Source organism: Rufibacter tibetensis (genome assembly GCF_001310085.1).
Taxonomy (GTDB): domain Bacteria; phylum Bacteroidota; class Bacteroidia; order Cytophagales; family Hymenobacteraceae; genus Nibribacter; species Nibribacter tibetensis.
The window spans coordinates 1,395,226-1,413,712 of the sequence record NZ_CP012643.1 but is presented as its reverse complement, the minus strand read 5'-3'; the positions used below and the strand labels follow the sequence as shown (position 1 = coordinate 1,413,712).

Genomic DNA, 18,487 nt, shown 5'->3' with positions numbered 1-18,487 from the left:
TCTGTTTTCCAGGAACCTGATGCAACATCTGTATGCCGTACAATGAAAAATTAGCCCATAGAATCTGGGAGCAATTGGTAGATCTCCCTACTATTGATGAGAAGGAAATGATGGGAGGAATTACCTTCCTGTACCATGAGAAAATGTGTGTAGGGGTCATGAAGGATGCCCTGCTCTGCAGAATAAACCCAAACCTATACGAGGGCGCGCTGGAACAAAATGGCTGCCGACCCTTGGATTCAAATGGCCGCACCATGAAGGGATGGGTGCTGGATGATCAGGAGGCGTTACGTTATGAGTCTGAATTGAAGTACTGGATTGATTTGGCTTTAGATTTCAATAAAGACGCCAAAAAAAGCAGAAAGAAAAAGGACGGTTACTATCTTTCCTAAACGACTACCCATTTCCTGAGGGCATGTCCTTTAGAACCAGCTAACCATTCTGCATATGACGTATTTGAAAGTATCCTTGCTCTTGCTCCTGTTCTGTGTGGTGCCGTTCGCACAGGCGCAGCAAAAGACGGCTTCCTCAGCAGAAGTAGAAAACCTGAAAAAGGAAGTGATGAAGTCTTTAGATGGGAAATCCAAAAACGCCCAGGAAATGGTAGACATGGTCTTCAGTTTCTCTGAACTGGGTTTTCAGGAAACGGAGACCGCCGCTTACCTCACGGGCATCTTGAAGAAAAATGGGTTCACCATTGAAACCGGGATAGGGGGAATCCCCACTGCCTGGATGGCGCGCTGGGGCAACGGCAAACCCGTGATTGCCCTGGGCAGTGACATTGACGGCATCCCCAAAGCATCTCAGAAACCGGGCGTGGCCTACAAAGAACCCATTGTGGAAGGTGCTCCGGGGCACGGCGAAGGACATAACTCGGGGTTGCCTTTGGTGATCCTGTCGGCTATAGAGGTCAAGAAAATCATGGAGCGGGAAAAGATGGCGGGTACCCTGGTCATCTGGCCGGGCGTGGCCGAGGAACTGGTCGGCTCCAAAGCGTGGTACATCCGCGACGGGTATTTCAAGAACGTAGATGCCTGCATTTTTACCCACGTGGGCAGCAACATGGGCGTGTCTTGGGGTGATGCTGGAAACAACGGTTTGGTGTCAGTGGAGTTTACCTTTGAGGGAAGTTCTGCGCATGCCGCCGGAGCACCGTGGCGGGGCAAGAGTGCCTTGGATGCCGTGGAGTTGATGGACATTGCCTGGAACTTTAAACGGGAACACCTGAAGCCTACTCAACGCTCCCACTACGTGATCACCGACGGGGGTGACCAACCCAACGTGGTGCCCTCCAAAGCCAGTGTCTGGTATTACCTCCGTGAAAGAACCTATGAAGACATAAAGGGCATGTATGACGATGCAATCCTCTACGCCAACTCCGTGGCTGCCATGACGGGCACCAAGGTGACGCATCAGTTGCTGGGAACGGCCTGGCCGGGGCATTTCAACAAACCTGTTGCCGAGGCCGTGTATGAGAACATCAAAACCGTGGGGCTACCTACCTGGGATGCCGCCGATCAGCAGTTAGCCAGAGCCGTCCAGAAACTGGTGAATGCCCCCAAGACCACCCAGCAAGGCAAACCCATTGACGGACTGGCTACCAAGATAGACACCTTGAACGGACCAGCCCAGTTCTCCTGGGGAGGGGGCAGTGATGACATCGCAGATATTGCCTGGAACGTGCCTACAGTGGTGTTCCGGTATGCCTCTAACATTCCGGGTACGCCGGGGCACAACTGGGCTGATGCCATTGCCATGGCCACCCCCATTGCGCACAAAGGCGTAGTAGCCGGCAGCAAAGTGGTCGCCGCCACCCTACTGGACATGCTCACCAACCCCAAAATCATCTCTGATGCCTGGGATTACCACCGCAATGTGCAGACAAAGGACGTAAAGTATACGTCCTTTGTAGAGGCTTCCACTCCTCCGGCCACCCATCTCAACAAGAAAATTCAGGACGAATTCAGACCCCAGCTAAAGAAGTATTACTACAACCCCAAGAAATACAAGACCTACCTGGAGCAACTGGGCATCCAGTACCCACAGGTAGAAAAGAAAGCTCCTTAAACTGAGGATAGGTGTGTGGTGAAAAATCCCTTCACATCATTTTGTCCTCCTGAAAGGATCTTGTGGGCGAACTAGGAAAACATTTGATAAACGTAAGTGCCAACCGCTACCAGAATCCTTTCAAGATAAAAGCTGAAGGCTTATCCGTCTCCTACTAACTTGATCTCAGTTAACGCGAAAAACCTTCCCGTTTGGGGCCTGTTTTATAGAAACAGACCCCAAACGGGAAGGCTTTTTTGTAGCAGTATTTAAAACTGAATGAAGGTATTAGGCAATGCTTTTTTCAACCGGTCCTTTTCAGCCGCCGGAAGCGGGTTGCCTACCAAAAGCAAGGTGCTTAGATTTTTCATTTTATGCATGTTGGCGGGTAACGTAGTGAGTTGGTTGTGACTCAGGTCTAGTAGTTCCAAGGCTTGTAACTGCACCAGCTGGTCGGGCAGCGATTTCAACTGGTTGTGCCCCAATAACAAGGTTTGTAGGGTTTTGGCTTGTCCTATTTGCTTGGGCAGAGCGGTGATCTGGTTGAAATCAAGCGCTACGGTTTTCAGTTCCTTTAGCTTGAACAAGCTGGGTGGCACCTGGCGCAGTTGGTTCTGTGTAACCGCCAGGTGATTTAATTTCGTCATTTCCCCCATTTGGGAGGGAAGCACTTCTACATGGTTGTAGCTTACATTGAGGGTGTGCAAGGCGTTCATCTTGGCTACGTCAGAAGTTAAGGTTCTAATCTTGTTGTGGTTCAGGTACAAAACCTGCAGCGTGTTCAGTTGCCCAAAGCCCGCAGGCATTTCAGACAGATGGTTGTGGCTAAGGTCTGCCTGTTGCAGGGCAGGCAGGGTGTAAAAAGCAGACGGCAACTCCAGGAGCTCGTTCTCGCTGAGGTTGATATCCCGCAGTTGTTTTAATTGGCCTATCTCCGGAGCTATAGACGCTATTTTGTTTTTCATAGCGTTGATAAATTCCAGATAAACCAATTGGCAGATGTCTGGGGTAAGTGTGTAGTAGTCCTGTTGCCGGATGTTCAGGTGCTTCACTTCTTCCGGCTTCGTTAAGGCAGCCTTTACATCATAGAAGGGTTTCGCGGAAGCTTCAGCCCCACTTGCCAAGGCTTGGCCCTCTGCTTCCTGAGGTAGATTGATGCAGAGAAAAAGGAAGAGAAATACGGCTACTTTGTTCATGATGGATGTTTTCATGGGGTACTCATGATGCTCACTTGGTAAGGCGGGCATCCAGTTAATTTCAAAGACTGCTGGTTCTGTTTTAAACCCGCTTTTCTAAAAGTGCTCTTAAAATGCTGTGCATCTACAAGAGACAAACCTTTATACAGTTGATCTATTAAATGAAATCTAATGCAAAAAGGCTACGGACCAGAGCCCATAGCCTTTTTGCTTTTAGACAGGGTTTAGTTGCTGCCTTTGATGATTCTGGTACTGGTTTCCTGACCGTCTACATACAGACGAACAATGTAAGTGCCAAAAATAGAGGTAGATGCAGGCGTGAACTCAAACAGGTGATCGCCTTTTTGCAGCAGACCTTTGGCCAAGGTTTCTACCTTGTTGCCTTGCATGTCAAACACCTCCAGCACTACGTCTGTTGTTTTAAGTAAATTAACTTTAACGCTGGTGTTTGATTGGAAAGGGTTAGGGTACGCAGAAAGAGAAGCCACTTGTGCTTTTTCTGAGACCTTTTTGCCATGCTCGCCTAAAAACTGGTTACGGGCGAAAACAATGGTAGAAGCACTGTTGAACACTACCTCATTGCCGGCAGCATCAATGGTCACGGCTCTGTTTCCGCTGCTAGGGTTTTGTAAAGAGATAAACCCATACTTGAAGTCAGGCGAGAAAGTAAGACCGGTAGGCTCAGACCCGATAGGGGAGGTCATGAACAGCTCTACCTGTGGATTGGCCGGGGTATGATTCGGGCGGATTACCCATACGTTGTCACGCCCACCATCTTGCAAAGCCCAAAGGTTTCCTTCGCCATCAAAGGTCAGGTTGTCAATACCGGTGCCCCAGTCTTCTTTTTGGGTACCGCCGTTGTACGTGATCTCATATTGCTGACGAGAAACCCAAGCCTCAATGCCAGATACAGTAGTTCCTTCGTCTTTAAAGCGCCAGATATCCCCAGAGCCTTTGGTGGTGAAATACATCATGCCATCCGGACCGAACTCAATGTCCTCTGGGTTGCGCCAGTTGGTGCCCAATGATTTACCAATGATGTGGGTGGCGTTGCGCTCAGCTTTGGTGGTGTTAGGTACTACTACCCAGGTACCGGTGGTGGCCGTTTCGCTATCACGCTTCAGTACGTAAAGCGTTCCTTCAGACAGGTTGCCCGGCTCATTGGCCACAAACTTGTACACTCCGTTAGATCCGCCGTCTTCGGACTGGTAAATGGTTACTCTATCAGTGCTGATGGCAATGTTCTCATGGCTCATGCGGCCCATGGCCCACAACTTATCGGGTTTGCCGTCACCATCATAGTCCATAATCTTACCAGTGGCCGGGTCAATTTCTACCTGCCAGCCCACATCCTGGTACCCATCTCCGTTTTTGTCAGCTATGTTGGTGGTTTCCTCAGAGGTAATCAAGGTGCCCCAAGGCGTAATGCCTCCTGAGCAGTTCCGGGTAGTTTGCACCAACGGAGAGAAATCCACTTTACGTACCGCATCAACTTTCCAGATATTGGCGGCCTCGTCTAAATGGATGTCCAGGATAGAAACACCACCCGGGGTGTTCTCATGGTTAATGGCCAGGTACCCTTCTTTGCTGCTGCCGTTTTTCCCGATGTATGCCGTGAAGTCATTCCCAATGGGCATGGCAGAACCATCAGCGTACGTGGTCACGCCTGATTTAGCCAACAACTGGTACCGGTGAGTTTCTGAAGGAATTACTGTAGTAGGAGTTTGGCCGGTAGGCTGCACTGAGATGAAACTACCTATCTTGTTTTTCTGCGGTATTCCACTTTCTGCCGAAGTGTTGGACTGGGCTACTGCCTCCAGGCTGCTGACAGAACCAGCAGAAACCATTGCTGCGACTAATAGTCTTTCGTAAAGTTTGTTCATGGTTGTTTCTTCTTTTTGAATGGGGATTTTCAATGCCCAAAACAACGCATTCTGTTTTGCCTGCAGGTTAGTAAAGTGTTATTAGATTGTTAATTAGCTGATTTTTTGAGGTTGTCTCACTTGGATCTTCTTTCAATCTGATTTCATAACATAGGCTTAACCTTTCCTTAAAGTGGGGGTGACGTTCAGGTGCTTCCTTTGTAAAGCGTAGAGTTCGTGCATTTGGTCTGATGAAGAAGGTGGCACTCTATTCTGTTCATGCTTTCAGTCCTTTCCCCCTTACATAAGAGATCATGTTTTCTTTTCCCCTCAACAATGCTCCTCAGGTGAAATTTATGCTGCTGGTGCTAAATCTGTGTTTTCTCATAGGAGTTATCTGCTCTTCGTTCACTCCAGAGTCAACTAGTCAGGGCACCGAAGCCGTGAAGAAAATTTTTATACAGGATGTGGCTTCTTTGCAGGAGCAGGCAAAACAGTTGACCCAAACCCTGCACTCTATTGAAAAAGGAAAAGCTACGGTGGAGCAGGGAAGGGCCGCCTTCTACCAGGTAAAAGACGCCTATAAAAAAACAGAGTACCTTCTGGAGTACCTGGACCCTGAACTAGCGAAAGGCATGAACGGCGCTCCCTTGCCAAAAGTGCTGGTAGAAGAAGCCAATTACCAGACCATCGCTTTCCAGAAGCCGAGCGTCCGCACGTTCCCACCCCAAGGCTTGCAGGTTTTAGAGGAAATCCTGTTTTCTGATAGTGTTTCCCGGGAGCAGGTAAAGGAAGCAATTGTGCTGGCCTATGCGCTGGAAGAAAAAGCCGGGCTGTTCTCCAGCAGTCTCTACAACCAACCTATTACGGTCAAACAACTCCTGGAAAGTCTTCGGGAAGAGACTTTACGGGTCATGACCATGGGCATCACAGGCTTTGATGCACCCGCGGCAGGGCGGGAGATGGAGTTTAGTGCATCGGCTCTGCGCCCGGTAAAAACCGCGGTTGAACTGTATGGCCGTACAGGAGACAAAGAAATTTCTGATCAATGCCACAAGATAAGCAGACAGGTAGCCGCAGCCATCACGTATTTAGAACAGCACCCCAGATTTGAGACCTTTGACCGTATGTACTTCATCCGGGAGCTATTGGACCCGGTGTATGCTTCCCTCACCCGCTTGCAACAACAGGTGCTGCCCCAGGAAGCCGCTGGCCTGAAGCCCGTCAATGACAAAGCATTTAGCTTGTTTAGCCCCGATTTTCTGCAAACCGCCTTCTACGCCAAACAAGACCGACAGGAACAGAAGCCCGAGCTGGTAAACTTGGGCAAAACCTTGTTCTTTGACCCCTTACTGTCTTCCAACAATAAACGGTCCTGCGCCAGTTGCCATTCTCCAGAAAAAGGCTTCGCTGATGGGGTAGCCCGCAGTGTGGCATTTGATTTCAAAGGAACCCTTAAACGCAATTCTCCCACCTTGCTGAATGCCATCTACAGCACCGCCTATTTTTGGGACAGCCGCGCCCAATACCTGCAGGACCAGGTACCAGACGTGCTGGTGAAATCAGATGAGTTGCACGGCGATTATGAAGAAGTAGTCCATAAACTCAAAGGCAGCGCCGCGTATAGAAAGCTGTTCAAACAAGCCTTCTCAGACCAGGCAGACCAAAGCTTGAACACCAACACCATCAACCGGGCTATCGCCGCCTATGTGCAGAACCTGGTCGCGCTGGATTCACCTTTTGATAAATACATGCGCGGCGAAACAGAGCACTTATCGGCAGAAGCTAAACGCGGGTTCAACCTGTTCATGGGGAAAGCGGCCTGCGGCACCTGTCATTTCGCACCCATCTTCAACGGAACGGTTCCGCCCCGTTTTCTGGAAAGTGAATCAGAAATACTAGGCATTCCGGCCACTGCTGATCTCAAGAACCCCACCTTAGACCAAGACCCGGGCAAAGGCGCCATCATCCCCGCCGAGGTGTTCAGGTTTTCCTTCAAAACCCCCACCGTAAGGAATGTGGGCGTGACGGCACCTTACATGCACAATGGCGTTTTTACCACGTTAAATGAGGTAATGGAATTTTATGACCAGGGCGGCGGGGCCGGATTGGGAATGGATGTCCCGCATCAAACCCTTCCTTCAGACAAACTGGAACTTACTGCCGCTGAGAAACAAGATTTAATCGCGTTCATGCACTCGCTTACCGACACCACCTCTGCCAGATCGGCCCCCAAAAGCCTGCCTACTTTCTTCTCAAAAAGGAAGTACAACAGCCGCCCGGTAGGCGGAGAGTACTAATTCATAGTTTACATTGGGTCCCCCTTTGAAGGGGGTAGGGGGATGACCAGGTCAGTAGAAGAGCCTATAGCTATTGCTAATGGGTTAGGGCAACCACTAGGGATTGCCTTACAAACTTCGGAAGTGCTTATTATCACCACGAGTATTCATCCCCCAACCCCCTTAAAGGGGAACGCAATGCGTGGGAATTACATCGTTTCCGTTAGATCCTATAAAACGAAATTTTGGCACCACTCACATAAAGACAGCTTCTGCAGAGAGGCGAAGGTGTTCTATCTACGGTAACAAAAAGCCCTCCTGTTTATGGCCAACTTTCTTCAAAGCAGGCCATAAACAGGAGGGCTTTTTTTCTAGACAGTTTTTAGAACGGATACCCAATGGCCAGGTTCAGCACCCCAGCCCCGAAGAGGCCAGATTTAGGCCGACCGCCGTTAGGGTAAGTGGGATCACGGAGCGGATACGCCAAGTCAACGCGAATCACGAAGAACTGCACGTCTATTCGCATACCGGCACCGGCGCCAATGGCCAGTTGGTTTATGAAATTACCGCTGAACTTTCCGCCCGGGCGGGTAGGGTCTTCATTCACGAGCCAGATATTACCGGCATCCACAAAGAACGCGCCTTTCAGATAGGGGTCTAGCAGCGGGAATCGGAACTCGGCATTTCCTTCCAGCCTGATGTCACCAGTTTGGTCAAAATAGGAGAAGCTTTGGGAGACTTCGTTGCCGGGTTCCTGCAAGGCTTGAGGATTGTAGAGACCCGGACCAAGGCTACGTGCCGGAAATGCCCTGATGCTGTTAGGTCCACCAATACCATACTGCTTGATGTACGGCAGCACATTTGAGTTTCCGTAAGGCAAACCATAGCCTCCCAGAAGGCGGGTAGCCAGCACCAGTTTATCTGTGATGTTGAAGTAGTAGCGAGTTTCCAAATCGAACTTAGCGTATTGTGAAAGCGCCTGTCCGCGGAAGGTGTTAGGGAACTCCGGATCTGCGGGACGTTGGTTCTTCACTCTGTAGAAAAGGCCCCATAAACCGCCCGAGAAATCCAGCCCGGGGCTGATGTAGAACTGGTGTTTTCGTCCTTCAATGCCCTGGGTGTTGAACACCAACCGGTAATTTCCCCCAATGATTAACTGCTGGTCAAAAGCCCGGGCCAGGAACGGACGTTGAGCCAGTTCTTTCTGAAAAGCAGGGGTGGGGTTGAGCAACCGGGAGTATTGTACCTGTACCGGGTTTATCTGAAATTCAGTGGTAGCGTACTGCCGCCAGGAGTAACCGTACTCAAAGTTGAAGGAGTTCTGTTGAAAGAATTCCTGCCGGTTGATGAACCGGAAGCCCAATCTGAACCGCGTTCTGGGCTGATACATACTGCTGGCAATCCTAATGTTGAACGGCGAGATGATGCGAGGCACGTGCATCTCCGCATCTGCCCCCACCTCCATGGAGGTTAAGCCGGAGCGGGCACTGTCGCCGCTGATCTGCGACTCAAAGGAGCCTACCAGGTTAATGAGCAGTAACTCGGCCCCACGCAAGGCATTCCGGTTCCGGAAACTGACCGTGATCCCCGGCCCGGCGTATCCGTTTGATTTCTGCACCGTTTGGATCTCTGCCCGCAACGATTTCTTTTTGGCCTGAGTCAGGAGAATGTCCGCGTTCAGGCGTCCGTCTAAACCAATGGAATCTAAGGGTGTGAAACGGACCTCGGCAAATTTGAACGTGCCCAGATCCATGAGACGGTTCACAGTCTGCAGGTGGCGTTTGCGGCTGTATAAATCACCATTTTCCACAAAGACTGCGTTCAAAATGGTTTTAGCTTTAAAGGTTTCCTCGTCTGGGTAGTACTTGTAATCTTTGAACTGCACGGGTGCCTCACTGTCGCCAATTGAATCGCCCAAAGAGAAGTCAGTGTAGATGCTTACCTGTTTGTAGCGGTAGGGAATCAGGGCTTTCTGAGGAGCCGTGTCTTTGAGGCGCACATAGATGTTAACCTTGTTGTTGAGGGTGCTGTCTACGTGGTAGATGAGGTAACTTTCATCAAAGAAGAAGAAGCCTTTCTCTTTTAGTACCTCGTTTACCCGCAGGCGCTCGGCAATGAGTTTTTCCAGATTGTAAGGGTCGTTCACCTTCAGGAGGCTTTGGGGCTCCGTTGCCCGAATGGCAATGGAAACGCTGTCATTCCCCTGCGGAAACTGAATCTGCTGAATGGTGTATTGTTTGCCCACGGTAGCACTGTAATGCACCATGGCCATTTTACGCTTGCTGGTAGTGTCAATGCTGTGCTCCAAGGTAGGAGAAAAGTACCCGTTGTTGTACAGGCGGTTGATCATGGCGGCCTGCACGCGGTCTGGGTGCGACTCGCTTAATAAAACCGGAGGCTCCCCCAGGCGGGTCTTGATCCAGTTGGCAATGCCTTTGCGCTCACGGTTGCCCCCCATGGCGTTGTAGATCCAGAGTTTGGGACGCATGCCCAGAAATGAAAGATTAGGCTGCGGCCGGATGGCGGCATTCAGCTCTGGTTCTAGGGCTTTAGCATCGGTCTCAGGATAAGGAGAGGTCACTTTGATGTCACCGCCAATGTAGAGGTAGTCGCCCTGGGGCACACTTTTGGTGCTGCTGCAACCGGCCAGTGTTGCTAACAGCACCACCAAAAGCAGGCTTCGGAAGTAAGAAGTTCTTAAAAAGGTCACGTGTATAGAAAGCGCTGTCATTATTTTGCTTTGCCAGTGTTTTTGAAGAGGTCTGCGAGGCTGTCATACTCCCGCACAAATAGAAGGGAGATACCAGTGCGTTGCAACTGGCCGTCCAGGAACCCTTCATACGCATTGTTCCGGAAGGCCCGCAACCGCAGACGTCCGTCTTTGGTCACCGAGTACTCCACCGATACGTCACCGGCAAACCCGCTGGCGTTGCTATTGTTCCCGGAGTTACCCTGGTCATTGCCACCCCCCAACGGGATGTCTGTTCCGAAGGTGACGGTCAATCGGTCGTTGAGCAGTTGCCGCTGCATGGCTACGTTTAAATCTGTGCGGCTCTGGGCATCACCGGACGAATAGTCTTCATAGGAGTTCAAGCCTAATTCCAGACCCAAACCGCCCAGGTACTGGCCAGTAAGGGCATTTAGTTGGTCAGAGAGTACTTTGCTGGCACTACCGCGCAAGGCACTGTTAATGCCACCTCCGCCAGACGACGCCAATGGATCCTGCGCCATGAAGCGGCCCAGCACCAGCAGCGAGAAAACCTGTTTGGTGCGCTCAGATTCCTGCGTAGGCTGGCTTAGTTGCTGTAAACGGGCATCTACCTCTTCTACCATGCCTCCCCTTGCTTTTTCATCTAACTCAATGTTGAAAGAGATAGCCGGGTTCATGATCTCGCCTTTCATGTTCAGGCGAACATCAAATGGCATCTTTTGACGGTATTGGCCGGCGGTTCCGGCATCTAAACCGGCAGTCTGGCTCTGGATGAGTTCCAGCGGGGCTGCGTCTACGTTGTAGATGGCCGTGATATTAGCATCGGCATCCAGCATGTCACCCGTCCACACAATGTAGCTGGCAGGGTCTATCTCAAATTCGCGGCTCACCAGTTCATACAGGCTCATGGCGTAGCGGCCTTCGGTTACGTCATAACGACCAGATAAGGTGATGTTTTCAGTGACATCATAACCTACATTCAAGTTCGCCTCGCCTCTGATGGTGAGGTTGTCACCAGCCTCAGGATCTACGATCACGGTAATAGGAGTTTCATCTGTTAAGGTCAGGGTCATGGTCATTTCAATCCCCTGCACCTCGGCGTCTAGCGTGTCTATTTGCTTTTGGCGGTTAATGCGTCGGTTACGGGTACTGTCCACGTCCACAAAGACCACAATGCCCTCTCGGTTCACGCCCGCTTCTTCCTGCGGCATCACGTAGGTCAGGTTGGAGTTAGGCGCTACGGTTACGTTGGTGTTAATGATAGGCACGTTCAGGTCTCCGGTAATGCGGGTGTCACTATCCAGGAATACCCGGCCGTAATACAGCTCATTGTCAGCGGCGGTACTGTTCATCACCATGAAGTCTTCGGTAGTGGCGCGCAAATCAAACCGGTAGTCAATGAAGTTGGAAGTAAGAATGGCTCCGTTTACGGTGGCGCGGTTGTTCAGGGAGTCAAGCATGACAAAGTCGTTGAACTGGATGCCCTGGTTGTTCACGGCCAGGCGCTCATCTGGTACCCGGAAGGTGGAATTGAGCATGGCCAGGTTGAAGGTGGCATTCTGAAACTGCAGGTCGCCCGCCATAGTAGGAGCATCTGCCGTTCCTCTGATGGCCACTTGGCCCAACAGATTTCCGCCCAGGTTTTTCACCATACCGGCCGTGAAAGGCTGAAGACTGGCCAGGTTCAATTGCCCCATGTCCAGGTCAAAGGAAATAGGTTTACCCTCAGTGGTGAGGTAATAGCCCGCCAACGTAACGTCATTGCCTAAGCCGGTAAGACGGGCAGTCATGTTGTAACGGTTAGTGGTGGGGTTGCTGGCTTGCAGGGAAAGATCCCCTACCGGGAACGTCTGGTACTCTAAACCAGTCAGGGCCATGTCTGCGGTAAAGCTCATGTTGCCTGAAATGTCATTCACGGTGGCTTGTCCGTTCAGGGTACCGGCCATTAGGCTGTCATCCTGCAAAATGGCACGGGCAAGATAACCTAAGTCTACATCAGTCAGGTTGACGTTGAGCGGCGAATTCTGAGCCGTTGGGTTCTGGCTTTGCAGCGCAATCGCCATAGGCCCATTGGATAAGCGCAGGTTGTTCGCTACCACTGCTCCATTGTTGGTGTAGTACCGCACAAAGTTGTCAGGTGCAACGGTCCAGGCATCGCGGTTAATGAGCAGGTCTGGGGCTACGTTCACTTCAAACCCGTTTCTGATTTGCCGGAGCAATACGCCAATGGCTGATTCTTCCTCGCCGGCTTCGCTTTCATTTGCTGCCCGAAGGGCTACCGTGTTATTCTGTACACTTCCGTCCAGTGCAATGTTGTTCACCCTAAACGTAGTGTCTTGACGGATACGCTCTGCGTGTACGTTGTAGTTTAGCTGGTTAGGGTCTGAGGAAACGTTCAGGGCTATAGAGTCTAACCGCGTGCCACTGTACCTAACGCGGGGTACCCTGGCCACCATCTCCAGGTTAGCGGTTTGGCTGTTGTAATTCCCATAAAGCGTATCTAAGCTCAACCGGTCAAGCCCGGGTACGAAGGCCTGGAAAATGCGTGGCTTGTGCAGCGCCATGTTAAAGCTGAACTGCCGGGGCCGGGTACTAGGTTTATACCCACCGTTGCCCAGGTCATAGTACCGGCTGATGTGGTTCATCAGCTCGGGCCCGATGTCTCCTAACCCAATGTTCCCATTCAGGTTGGCGGTGATCACGTCAGACAAGACCCGCAATTCGGTTCTGTTGGTTTGTTGCGTCAGATACACCGCCAGCGAATCAAACTTGAGTGGACGGTTGTTGCTGGTAAGGGCGGCGTCACGGGCAATGATAGAACCGTTCAGGCTGTTGGCATCACCGCCGCGTAAGTCCGCAATGATATCACCGCGTAACCGGAGGTCTTCAGAATACAGCTTCAAGGCTTGGAAGTCTACAGCGCGCAGGTTCGCGTTCATAGCGATAGCCGGTTGCGCTCCCCGCAGGTTCACTGTACCGTTCAGCGCGAAATCCAGATTCTCGTCCTTGGTGCTGTTGGCTTTGATGACGTAGCGGTTGCGGTTGGCGTCCACGTCAAAGGTAATGTCACGGTAATTATAGCCGCCGTATTCAAACCCTTGCACCGTACCGTCAATGTTGGCCACCATGGTCTCGGGAGTAATACCAGTACCGTTAATGTTGGCTACCAGTGAGGCGCGCCCCAACGTTTTATCATTCATCAGGCGGCCCAGGTCAAAGCGCATAAGGCGCACGTTGCCTTTGATGCGTTCCTGCCCTGCGGTTCTGCCCGGTGTCATGTCAATCTTCGCAATCGCGTTCCCGAAAGTAGTCCGGATGGTGGCATCTACGTCAAAAGCGGTCATGGTGCCGCTGAACGAACCTTGCACATCCATAGACGGTGGCAGGGTGATGTTGGCTGGTAACGTACCTGCCGGAAGCAAAGAGTTTACATCGGCGGCAGTGGTATGGAACCGGTTGATCTGTAGGTTGGCTGCCAAATTATCTGGGTTAGGCAAGCCCCTGATCCGGCCATTCAAAGCCAGTTCGGTATTGCGCCATCCGCTCACCCGCACGTTGCTCAACAGCAGGTTGTCCATGCGGCCATTTACTACGCCGCTTAAACGCACCGTCTGGTTCAGGTTTCCGGCTAATGGTGGTTGGTTTACTAAGGTAGGTTGTAGCAAGGCAATGTCCCGGAACCCGATGTAGGTGTTCTGTAGGTCAGCAGACAAGGTCAGTTTGCTTAGGTCATCCGCTGCAGTCTCCAATGATGGGTATCCTACTTTAAGGCGGCGTGCAATGCGGCTGTGGCCTGTTTCCAGCACCAAATCTGATAATTCGGTCTGAACGGAGTCAAACAAAATACCGGCGGTAAACTGCTTTACCTCAAACCCGCTTTTCTCCTGGAAGGTAAGTTGCTCCAGTTGGGCAGTGGTGCGGTTGGTGCTGTAGTAAAGATCCGTTAGTTGAATGTTCAAGTTGCGGGCCATGAGGTGGTTGTAGTCCATGCCTCTGGCTTGCTTTGGCGCATCATAGTTGTCAAAGGCGGCGTCTACCTCGGTAACGTTCAGCTTGTCCAGGGTAAACACCCAGTTCACTGGTTCACCGGTGGTTTTGGAAACCGATTCCTCAATGGCTTCCAGCGCCTCTTTGGGGTTCACCACGCGGTACTCGGCGGGCATCTCCGCGTTCTGCGAGTAGGCGAGGGTACTGTTGTGCAGCTCCAGGTTGCTCAAATCAATGCGTGAATTGATGAGGTCAATCTTGTCTGAAGCCATTCTGGCCTGACCCAGGTTCAGGTCTATGTATTGCTTGGCCACGCCGTTTCGGTACTTCAGCTTCACTCTGTCCAAGGCCACAGTCTTTAACCCAAACTGCATGGTCATGGGCTCAGATTCGCCTTCGGGTGGAACTTTGGTCTGAACCATGTCCACGTAGGTGTCGCGCAGGGTGATATCTCCAATGCGGTAGATTTCCTTGGTGAGGTCCAGTTCGTCCATCTCCACGTTGAAGTTTCCTATGCGGGTGCGCACGTTCTGGCCGTTCACCTCATCGCGGTAGGTGAGAAAGATGTTCTTGAAGCTAAGGGTGCCTATATCATAGACAAAACCGGCACTAGTGGTGTCGGTGGCGGTGGTGTCTGCGGGCGAGGCGAAGGCCTCCAGGATGTAGTCAAAGTTAGAGGCGCTGTCGGGCAGGGTGCGGAAGATGTGGGCGGTGGCGTTCTCTAGTTCCAGTGACTTGAGGGCCACTTTGGATTTAAGGATGCCCAGGATGTCAAGGTTGGCGGCCAGGCGCTGGGAGTACCAGAGCGTGTCACCTTTCTGGTCTTCCAGGTACACGTCTTCCAGAAGAATGTCCTTCCGGAAATCGCTGCGGAACTTCCCTATTCTGACCTCAGTGCCTATTTTATTCTGCAGGTAATTCTCAGCTTTGCTGGCGGCAAAGTCCTGCACCTTGGGGATCTGCAGTGCCACCAACAGGAGCACTACTAACACCAGCACACCTCCTATAATCCAGAGGAGAACAGCCAATGTTTTAAGCGTATATCTTTTTACAGTATGGGTAGACAAAACGTATAAGGTAGCAATATTAGGAGATGCTACTTGTACTCCAGTTATATAGGTGTGGTTACATATAGAGTGGTTAAAGAATAGGATTAAACCAGTTTTTAAGCACTTTTTTTGAAAATCGGCCCTAAAAACGACTCCTTTTCTTTTGCCTGAGGAGGGATGCCAGGTTTGCTAATTCTAAAAGGCCCCACTCTTGCTCTGCACTTGCGTATGATCAAAGAAAAGCACTTATTGATGAGTGAGACACCTACCCCTTCAACCAACCCTGTTAACAGCGCCTTAAACCACGAACGCCGGCAACTCCTTCGCCGGATTCAGCATGCCCTGGAAGGTCCCATGATCTTTCTTGGCTTTGTGTGGCTGGTGTTGCTGGTGGTGGAATTGATCTGGGGATTAGGACCGGTGCTGCAGATGATCAACTACGTCATCTGGATTCTCTTCATCCTGGACTTCGTTCTCCGCTTCACCCTGGCCCCCGAAAAGCTTCCTTTCCTCAAATCAAATTGGTTGACTGCTATCTCATTGGTGGTGCCTGCCCTGCGGGTTTTCCGGATTACGCGGTTTGTGCGGCTCTTCAGAACCGTACGGGCTGTACGGGGCATCCGGTTGGTGCGGGTATTGAGCTCCCTGAACCGGGGTATGAAAAGCCTGGGTGCCACCATGGGAAGGCGGGGCTTTGGCTATATGCTGGCCTTGTCGTTAGCCGTTTTGTTTTCCGGAGCAGCCGGAATGTATACATTTGAGAACCAGGTGAAAGGAGGCCTTGCTTCCTATGGCGAAGCCCTGTGGTGGACGGCCATGATCCTGATTTCCTTGGGCAGCGAGTACTGGCCCCAAACCCCCGAAGGGCGTGCCCTTTGTTTTGTGCTGGCCCTCTACGGTTTTGCTGTTTTTGGATATTTTACCGCCTTACTTGCCAGCTTCTTCCTTGACCGCGATGCCGCCAGCGAAGACTCTGACATTGCCGGAGCCAAGCAGATTGACCAGTTACACCTGGAAGTGAAACTCCTGCGAGAAGAACTTCAGGCCGTACTCGCCTTGCAGCAGAATAGTCTTAGGGATATGCCAGGAAAGCGCGATGGTGATCTGGGGAATGACAGGGAAGAAGGGTAGTTTTGCCGGTCTTCAGCAGAGACACTCGTAGGACCTCCGGACACTACGAGGTCTTTTGAGGTAGTGGTATTGCAGCTTTGAAGTATTATCTAGATTTGTCATCTAGTATACCTTTGGGGCTGGCGCCCCACTGATTTGTAAACTTCAGATCATGGTAGGTCCAAGTTGAAAACAGCCTTTGCTACTTTCTCAAATTCCAGTCTTCCCATCGAGCGCCTCGCTTTTGGCCATAGATAGACAGAAGCTAAGAGGAATAGACAGCCCAGGCCGAAAGGGCAGTGCGAGAGGGGAAGACGGGGCCTCGTGGCCGTGAGCGCACGGAGGGAAGCAATGCAACTACCCAGCATAAGGGCTCCGAAACAAGCCTCCGCTACGCCAGCAAAGACAAACTGCATGCACAAAAAAGCAGCTAGGAAACCCTGTTACCTCTCCCCACAGCTCTGATCATTATGAACAAGCCGACGAACATCAAACCCTAATTCCTGAGCCTTTTGAGATAAACGGGCGTAAATCACAGGATCTAACTGCGGTTTGCGGGCGAGAATCCAGAGGAAGTTGCGGTCTGGCGAACCCACCAAGGCGTGGGAATAATCATCGGCAAGGTCCAGAATCCAGTAATCACCCCGGAAAGGCCAGAAGAACTGCACCCGTAACTTGGCGTTGTTGCTGCCCTCCACCGGGAAAGCCTTGCCTACGGCTCCATCCAGTTTGCCATTAGCGCTGCCTTTGCGGCAGGAGTTGCGCACTTCCACGTAGTCTTCCTTGGGAACGTACTCCGCCGTGGTGCAATGGCAGCCTTTCTCAAAACGGTTGGGGATCAGGGAAATCTCGTACCACTTGCCGGCATAGCGCTGCAGGTCTACCGAGGAGACCGTAGGCAGAGGAGCAGGTGTGGGTTGAAAGACCAGGTATGCGGCACCTAACACCAGCAGACCAATGCCAAGGCTAGCAAAAACAAGAGATTTTTTCATGACAGAGCAAATAAGAAGCCATTGCTCCCGCTACCCGGTACCTCTGCAGGAAAACCACAGATGGGAAGCGAAGCAATGGCTTTTATCCGTCGCTGTTTAGTAGAGGGGCTTGCGCATCTGGTAGTGCTGCACTTCTCCGAAGAGTAAGTGGGAAGGGAACTCTTCTGTAAACCCGTTCCGCTTGTAAAAGTTTCTGGCGTACTCGCGGGCCTGTACAATCAATTCCTTGGCACCCAGCCGGCGGGCTTCTTCTTCTACCGCCTGCAAAAGCCGGCGACCTACCTGCTTGTTCTGGTATTTAGGACCTACCGCCAGGAAGCGAAGCTGGGCTTCGGTATCGGTTTCAAGGTGCACGCGGCACCCACCCATAATCTCACCCGTGTCTTCATCAATCGCCATCAAATGCGTGGCCTCATTGTCGTCTTCCATACGCTCGCTGCCAATGGGCTGGTGCCAGGGCTTGCGTAACATTTCATAACGTAAACGGTAATACTGCTCAAACTCGTGAAAGCTGGAGGGCTGAATAATTTGCATGACTGCGTTTTTAAGCACTTTTCACTAAAATTTTGCTAAACTAGTAACTTTGTACGGCTTCCGGCAATAAAACTATTCAAATACACTTCATTTCATTTAAAACTTCTGTTATGCCCTCATTTGATATTGTGAGCAAGGTGGACCCGCAAACGCTGGAAAATGCCATGAACACCGTGAAAAAAGAAATCCAGACCCGCTTTGACTTCAGAGACACCAAAGGAAGCGTGGAGCTGGACAAGAAAACTAACATTGTGCACATTGTCACCGAGAACGACATGCGCCTGCGCCAGATTGAGGACATCATCCTGAGCAAGATTGTAAAGCAGCAAATAGACGCCACCGCCCTTGACTTCAGCAATGACGCGGTTCCCAGCGGAGCCATGATCAAGAAAGATGTAAAAGTGCGCGCTGGCATTGACAAGGAAGACGCCAAAAAGATTGTAAAGCTGATCAAAGACAGCAAGCTGAAAGTGACGCCTGCCATCATGGACGACCAGGTGCGCGTAACCGCGAAAAAGATTGACGATTTACAGGACGTGATTGCGATGCTGCGCCGGGCTGAGCTGGGTATTCCGTTGCAGTTTGTGAACATGAAGTCCTGATCTACCCTTTCCGTAGTAATACCTAAAATTGAGGGATTCTGGTGGGGTGCTTAACCCAGTTCTTTCGCCTGCGTTTAAATCCCTAACTTTCCAACCTTTACGCACTACCTGACCTAAAAT

At 51.2% G+C, this 18,487-nt stretch carries 11 protein-coding genes; 5 read left to right on the top strand and 6 right to left on the bottom strand.

Features of this window, described 5'->3' with window-relative positions; all coding sequences use genetic code 11:
* Positions 1-32: 32 nt before the first annotated feature.
* Complete coding sequence (locus tag DC20_RS05410; RefSeq protein ID WP_062542895.1) at positions 33-392, top strand: TfoX/Sxy family protein; 360 nt, start codon at positions 33-35, stop codon at positions 390-392.
* Positions 393-447: 55 nt separating this feature from the next.
* On the top strand, positions 448-2,067 hold the full coding sequence (locus DC20_RS05405; RefSeq protein WP_062542894.1) for an amidohydrolase: 1,620 nt from the start codon (positions 448-450) through the stop codon (positions 2,065-2,067).
* Positions 2,068-2,315: 248 nt separating this feature from the next.
* Here DC20_RS05405 and DC20_RS05400 read toward each other — a convergent pair whose 3' ends face one another.
* Positions 2,316-3,257 carry a leucine-rich repeat domain-containing protein gene (locus tag DC20_RS05400; RefSeq protein ID WP_169788160.1) on the bottom strand — a complete coding sequence of 314 codons (942 nt, stop codon included), beginning with the start codon at positions 3,255-3,257 and terminating at the stop codon, positions 2,316-2,318.
* Positions 3,258-3,466: 209 nt separating this feature from the next.
* Positions 3,467-5,125: an alkaline phosphatase PhoX gene (locus DC20_RS05395; protein WP_157593059.1), complete on the bottom strand. Its 1,659-nt coding sequence runs from the start codon at positions 5,123-5,125 to the stop codon at positions 3,467-3,469.
* A gap of 293 nt (positions 5,126-5,418) precedes the next feature.
* On the opposite strand from DC20_RS05395, the gene DC20_RS05390 reads away from it, so the two are divergent.
* Positions 5,419-7,404: a cytochrome-c peroxidase gene (locus tag DC20_RS05390; protein WP_062542891.1), complete on the top strand. Its 1,986-nt coding sequence runs from the start codon at positions 5,419-5,421 to the stop codon at positions 7,402-7,404.
* Between the two features lie 361 nt (positions 7,405-7,765).
* Here DC20_RS05390 and tamL read toward each other — a convergent pair whose 3' ends face one another.
* Positions 7,766-10,093, bottom strand: coding sequence for a translocation and assembly module lipoprotein TamL (gene tamL / locus DC20_RS05385; protein ID WP_169788159.1), 2,328 nt, complete (start codon positions 10,091-10,093; stop codon positions 7,766-7,768).
* Between the two features lie 20 nt (positions 10,094-10,113).
* The gene (locus DC20_RS05380) at positions 10,114-15,108 is read right to left on the bottom strand and encodes a translocation/assembly module TamB domain-containing protein (protein WP_062542889.1); all 4,995 of its coding nucleotides are present in this window, start codon (positions 15,106-15,108) and stop codon (positions 10,114-10,116) included.
* A gap of 249 nt (positions 15,109-15,357) precedes the next feature.
* Here DC20_RS05380 and DC20_RS05375 point away from each other — a divergent pair, with 249 nt between their 5' ends.
* The gene (locus tag DC20_RS05375) at positions 15,358-16,260 is read left to right on the top strand and encodes an ion transporter (protein ID WP_245652306.1); all 903 of its coding nucleotides are present in this window, start codon (positions 15,358-15,360) and stop codon (positions 16,258-16,260) included.
* A gap of 422 nt (positions 16,261-16,682) precedes the next feature.
* Here DC20_RS05375 and DC20_RS05370 read toward each other — a convergent pair whose 3' ends face one another.
* Together DC20_RS05370 and DC20_RS05365 are read right to left on the bottom strand one after the other, a co-directional pair.
* Complete coding sequence (locus DC20_RS05370) at positions 16,683-17,231, bottom strand: lipocalin family protein (RefSeq protein WP_062542888.1); 549 nt, start codon at positions 17,229-17,231, stop codon at positions 16,683-16,685.
* A gap of 96 nt (positions 17,232-17,327) precedes the next feature.
* Complete coding sequence (locus DC20_RS05365) at positions 17,328-17,765, bottom strand: GNAT family N-acetyltransferase (RefSeq protein WP_062542887.1); 438 nt, start codon at positions 17,763-17,765, stop codon at positions 17,328-17,330.
* Positions 17,766-17,875: 110 nt separating this feature from the next.
* On the opposite strand from DC20_RS05365, the gene DC20_RS05360 reads away from it, so the two are divergent.
* Entirely contained in the window at positions 17,876-18,367 is a 492-nt protein-coding gene (locus tag DC20_RS05360; protein ID WP_062542886.1) for a YajQ family cyclic di-GMP-binding protein, read from the top strand.
* Positions 18,368-18,487: the final 120 nt, after the last annotated feature.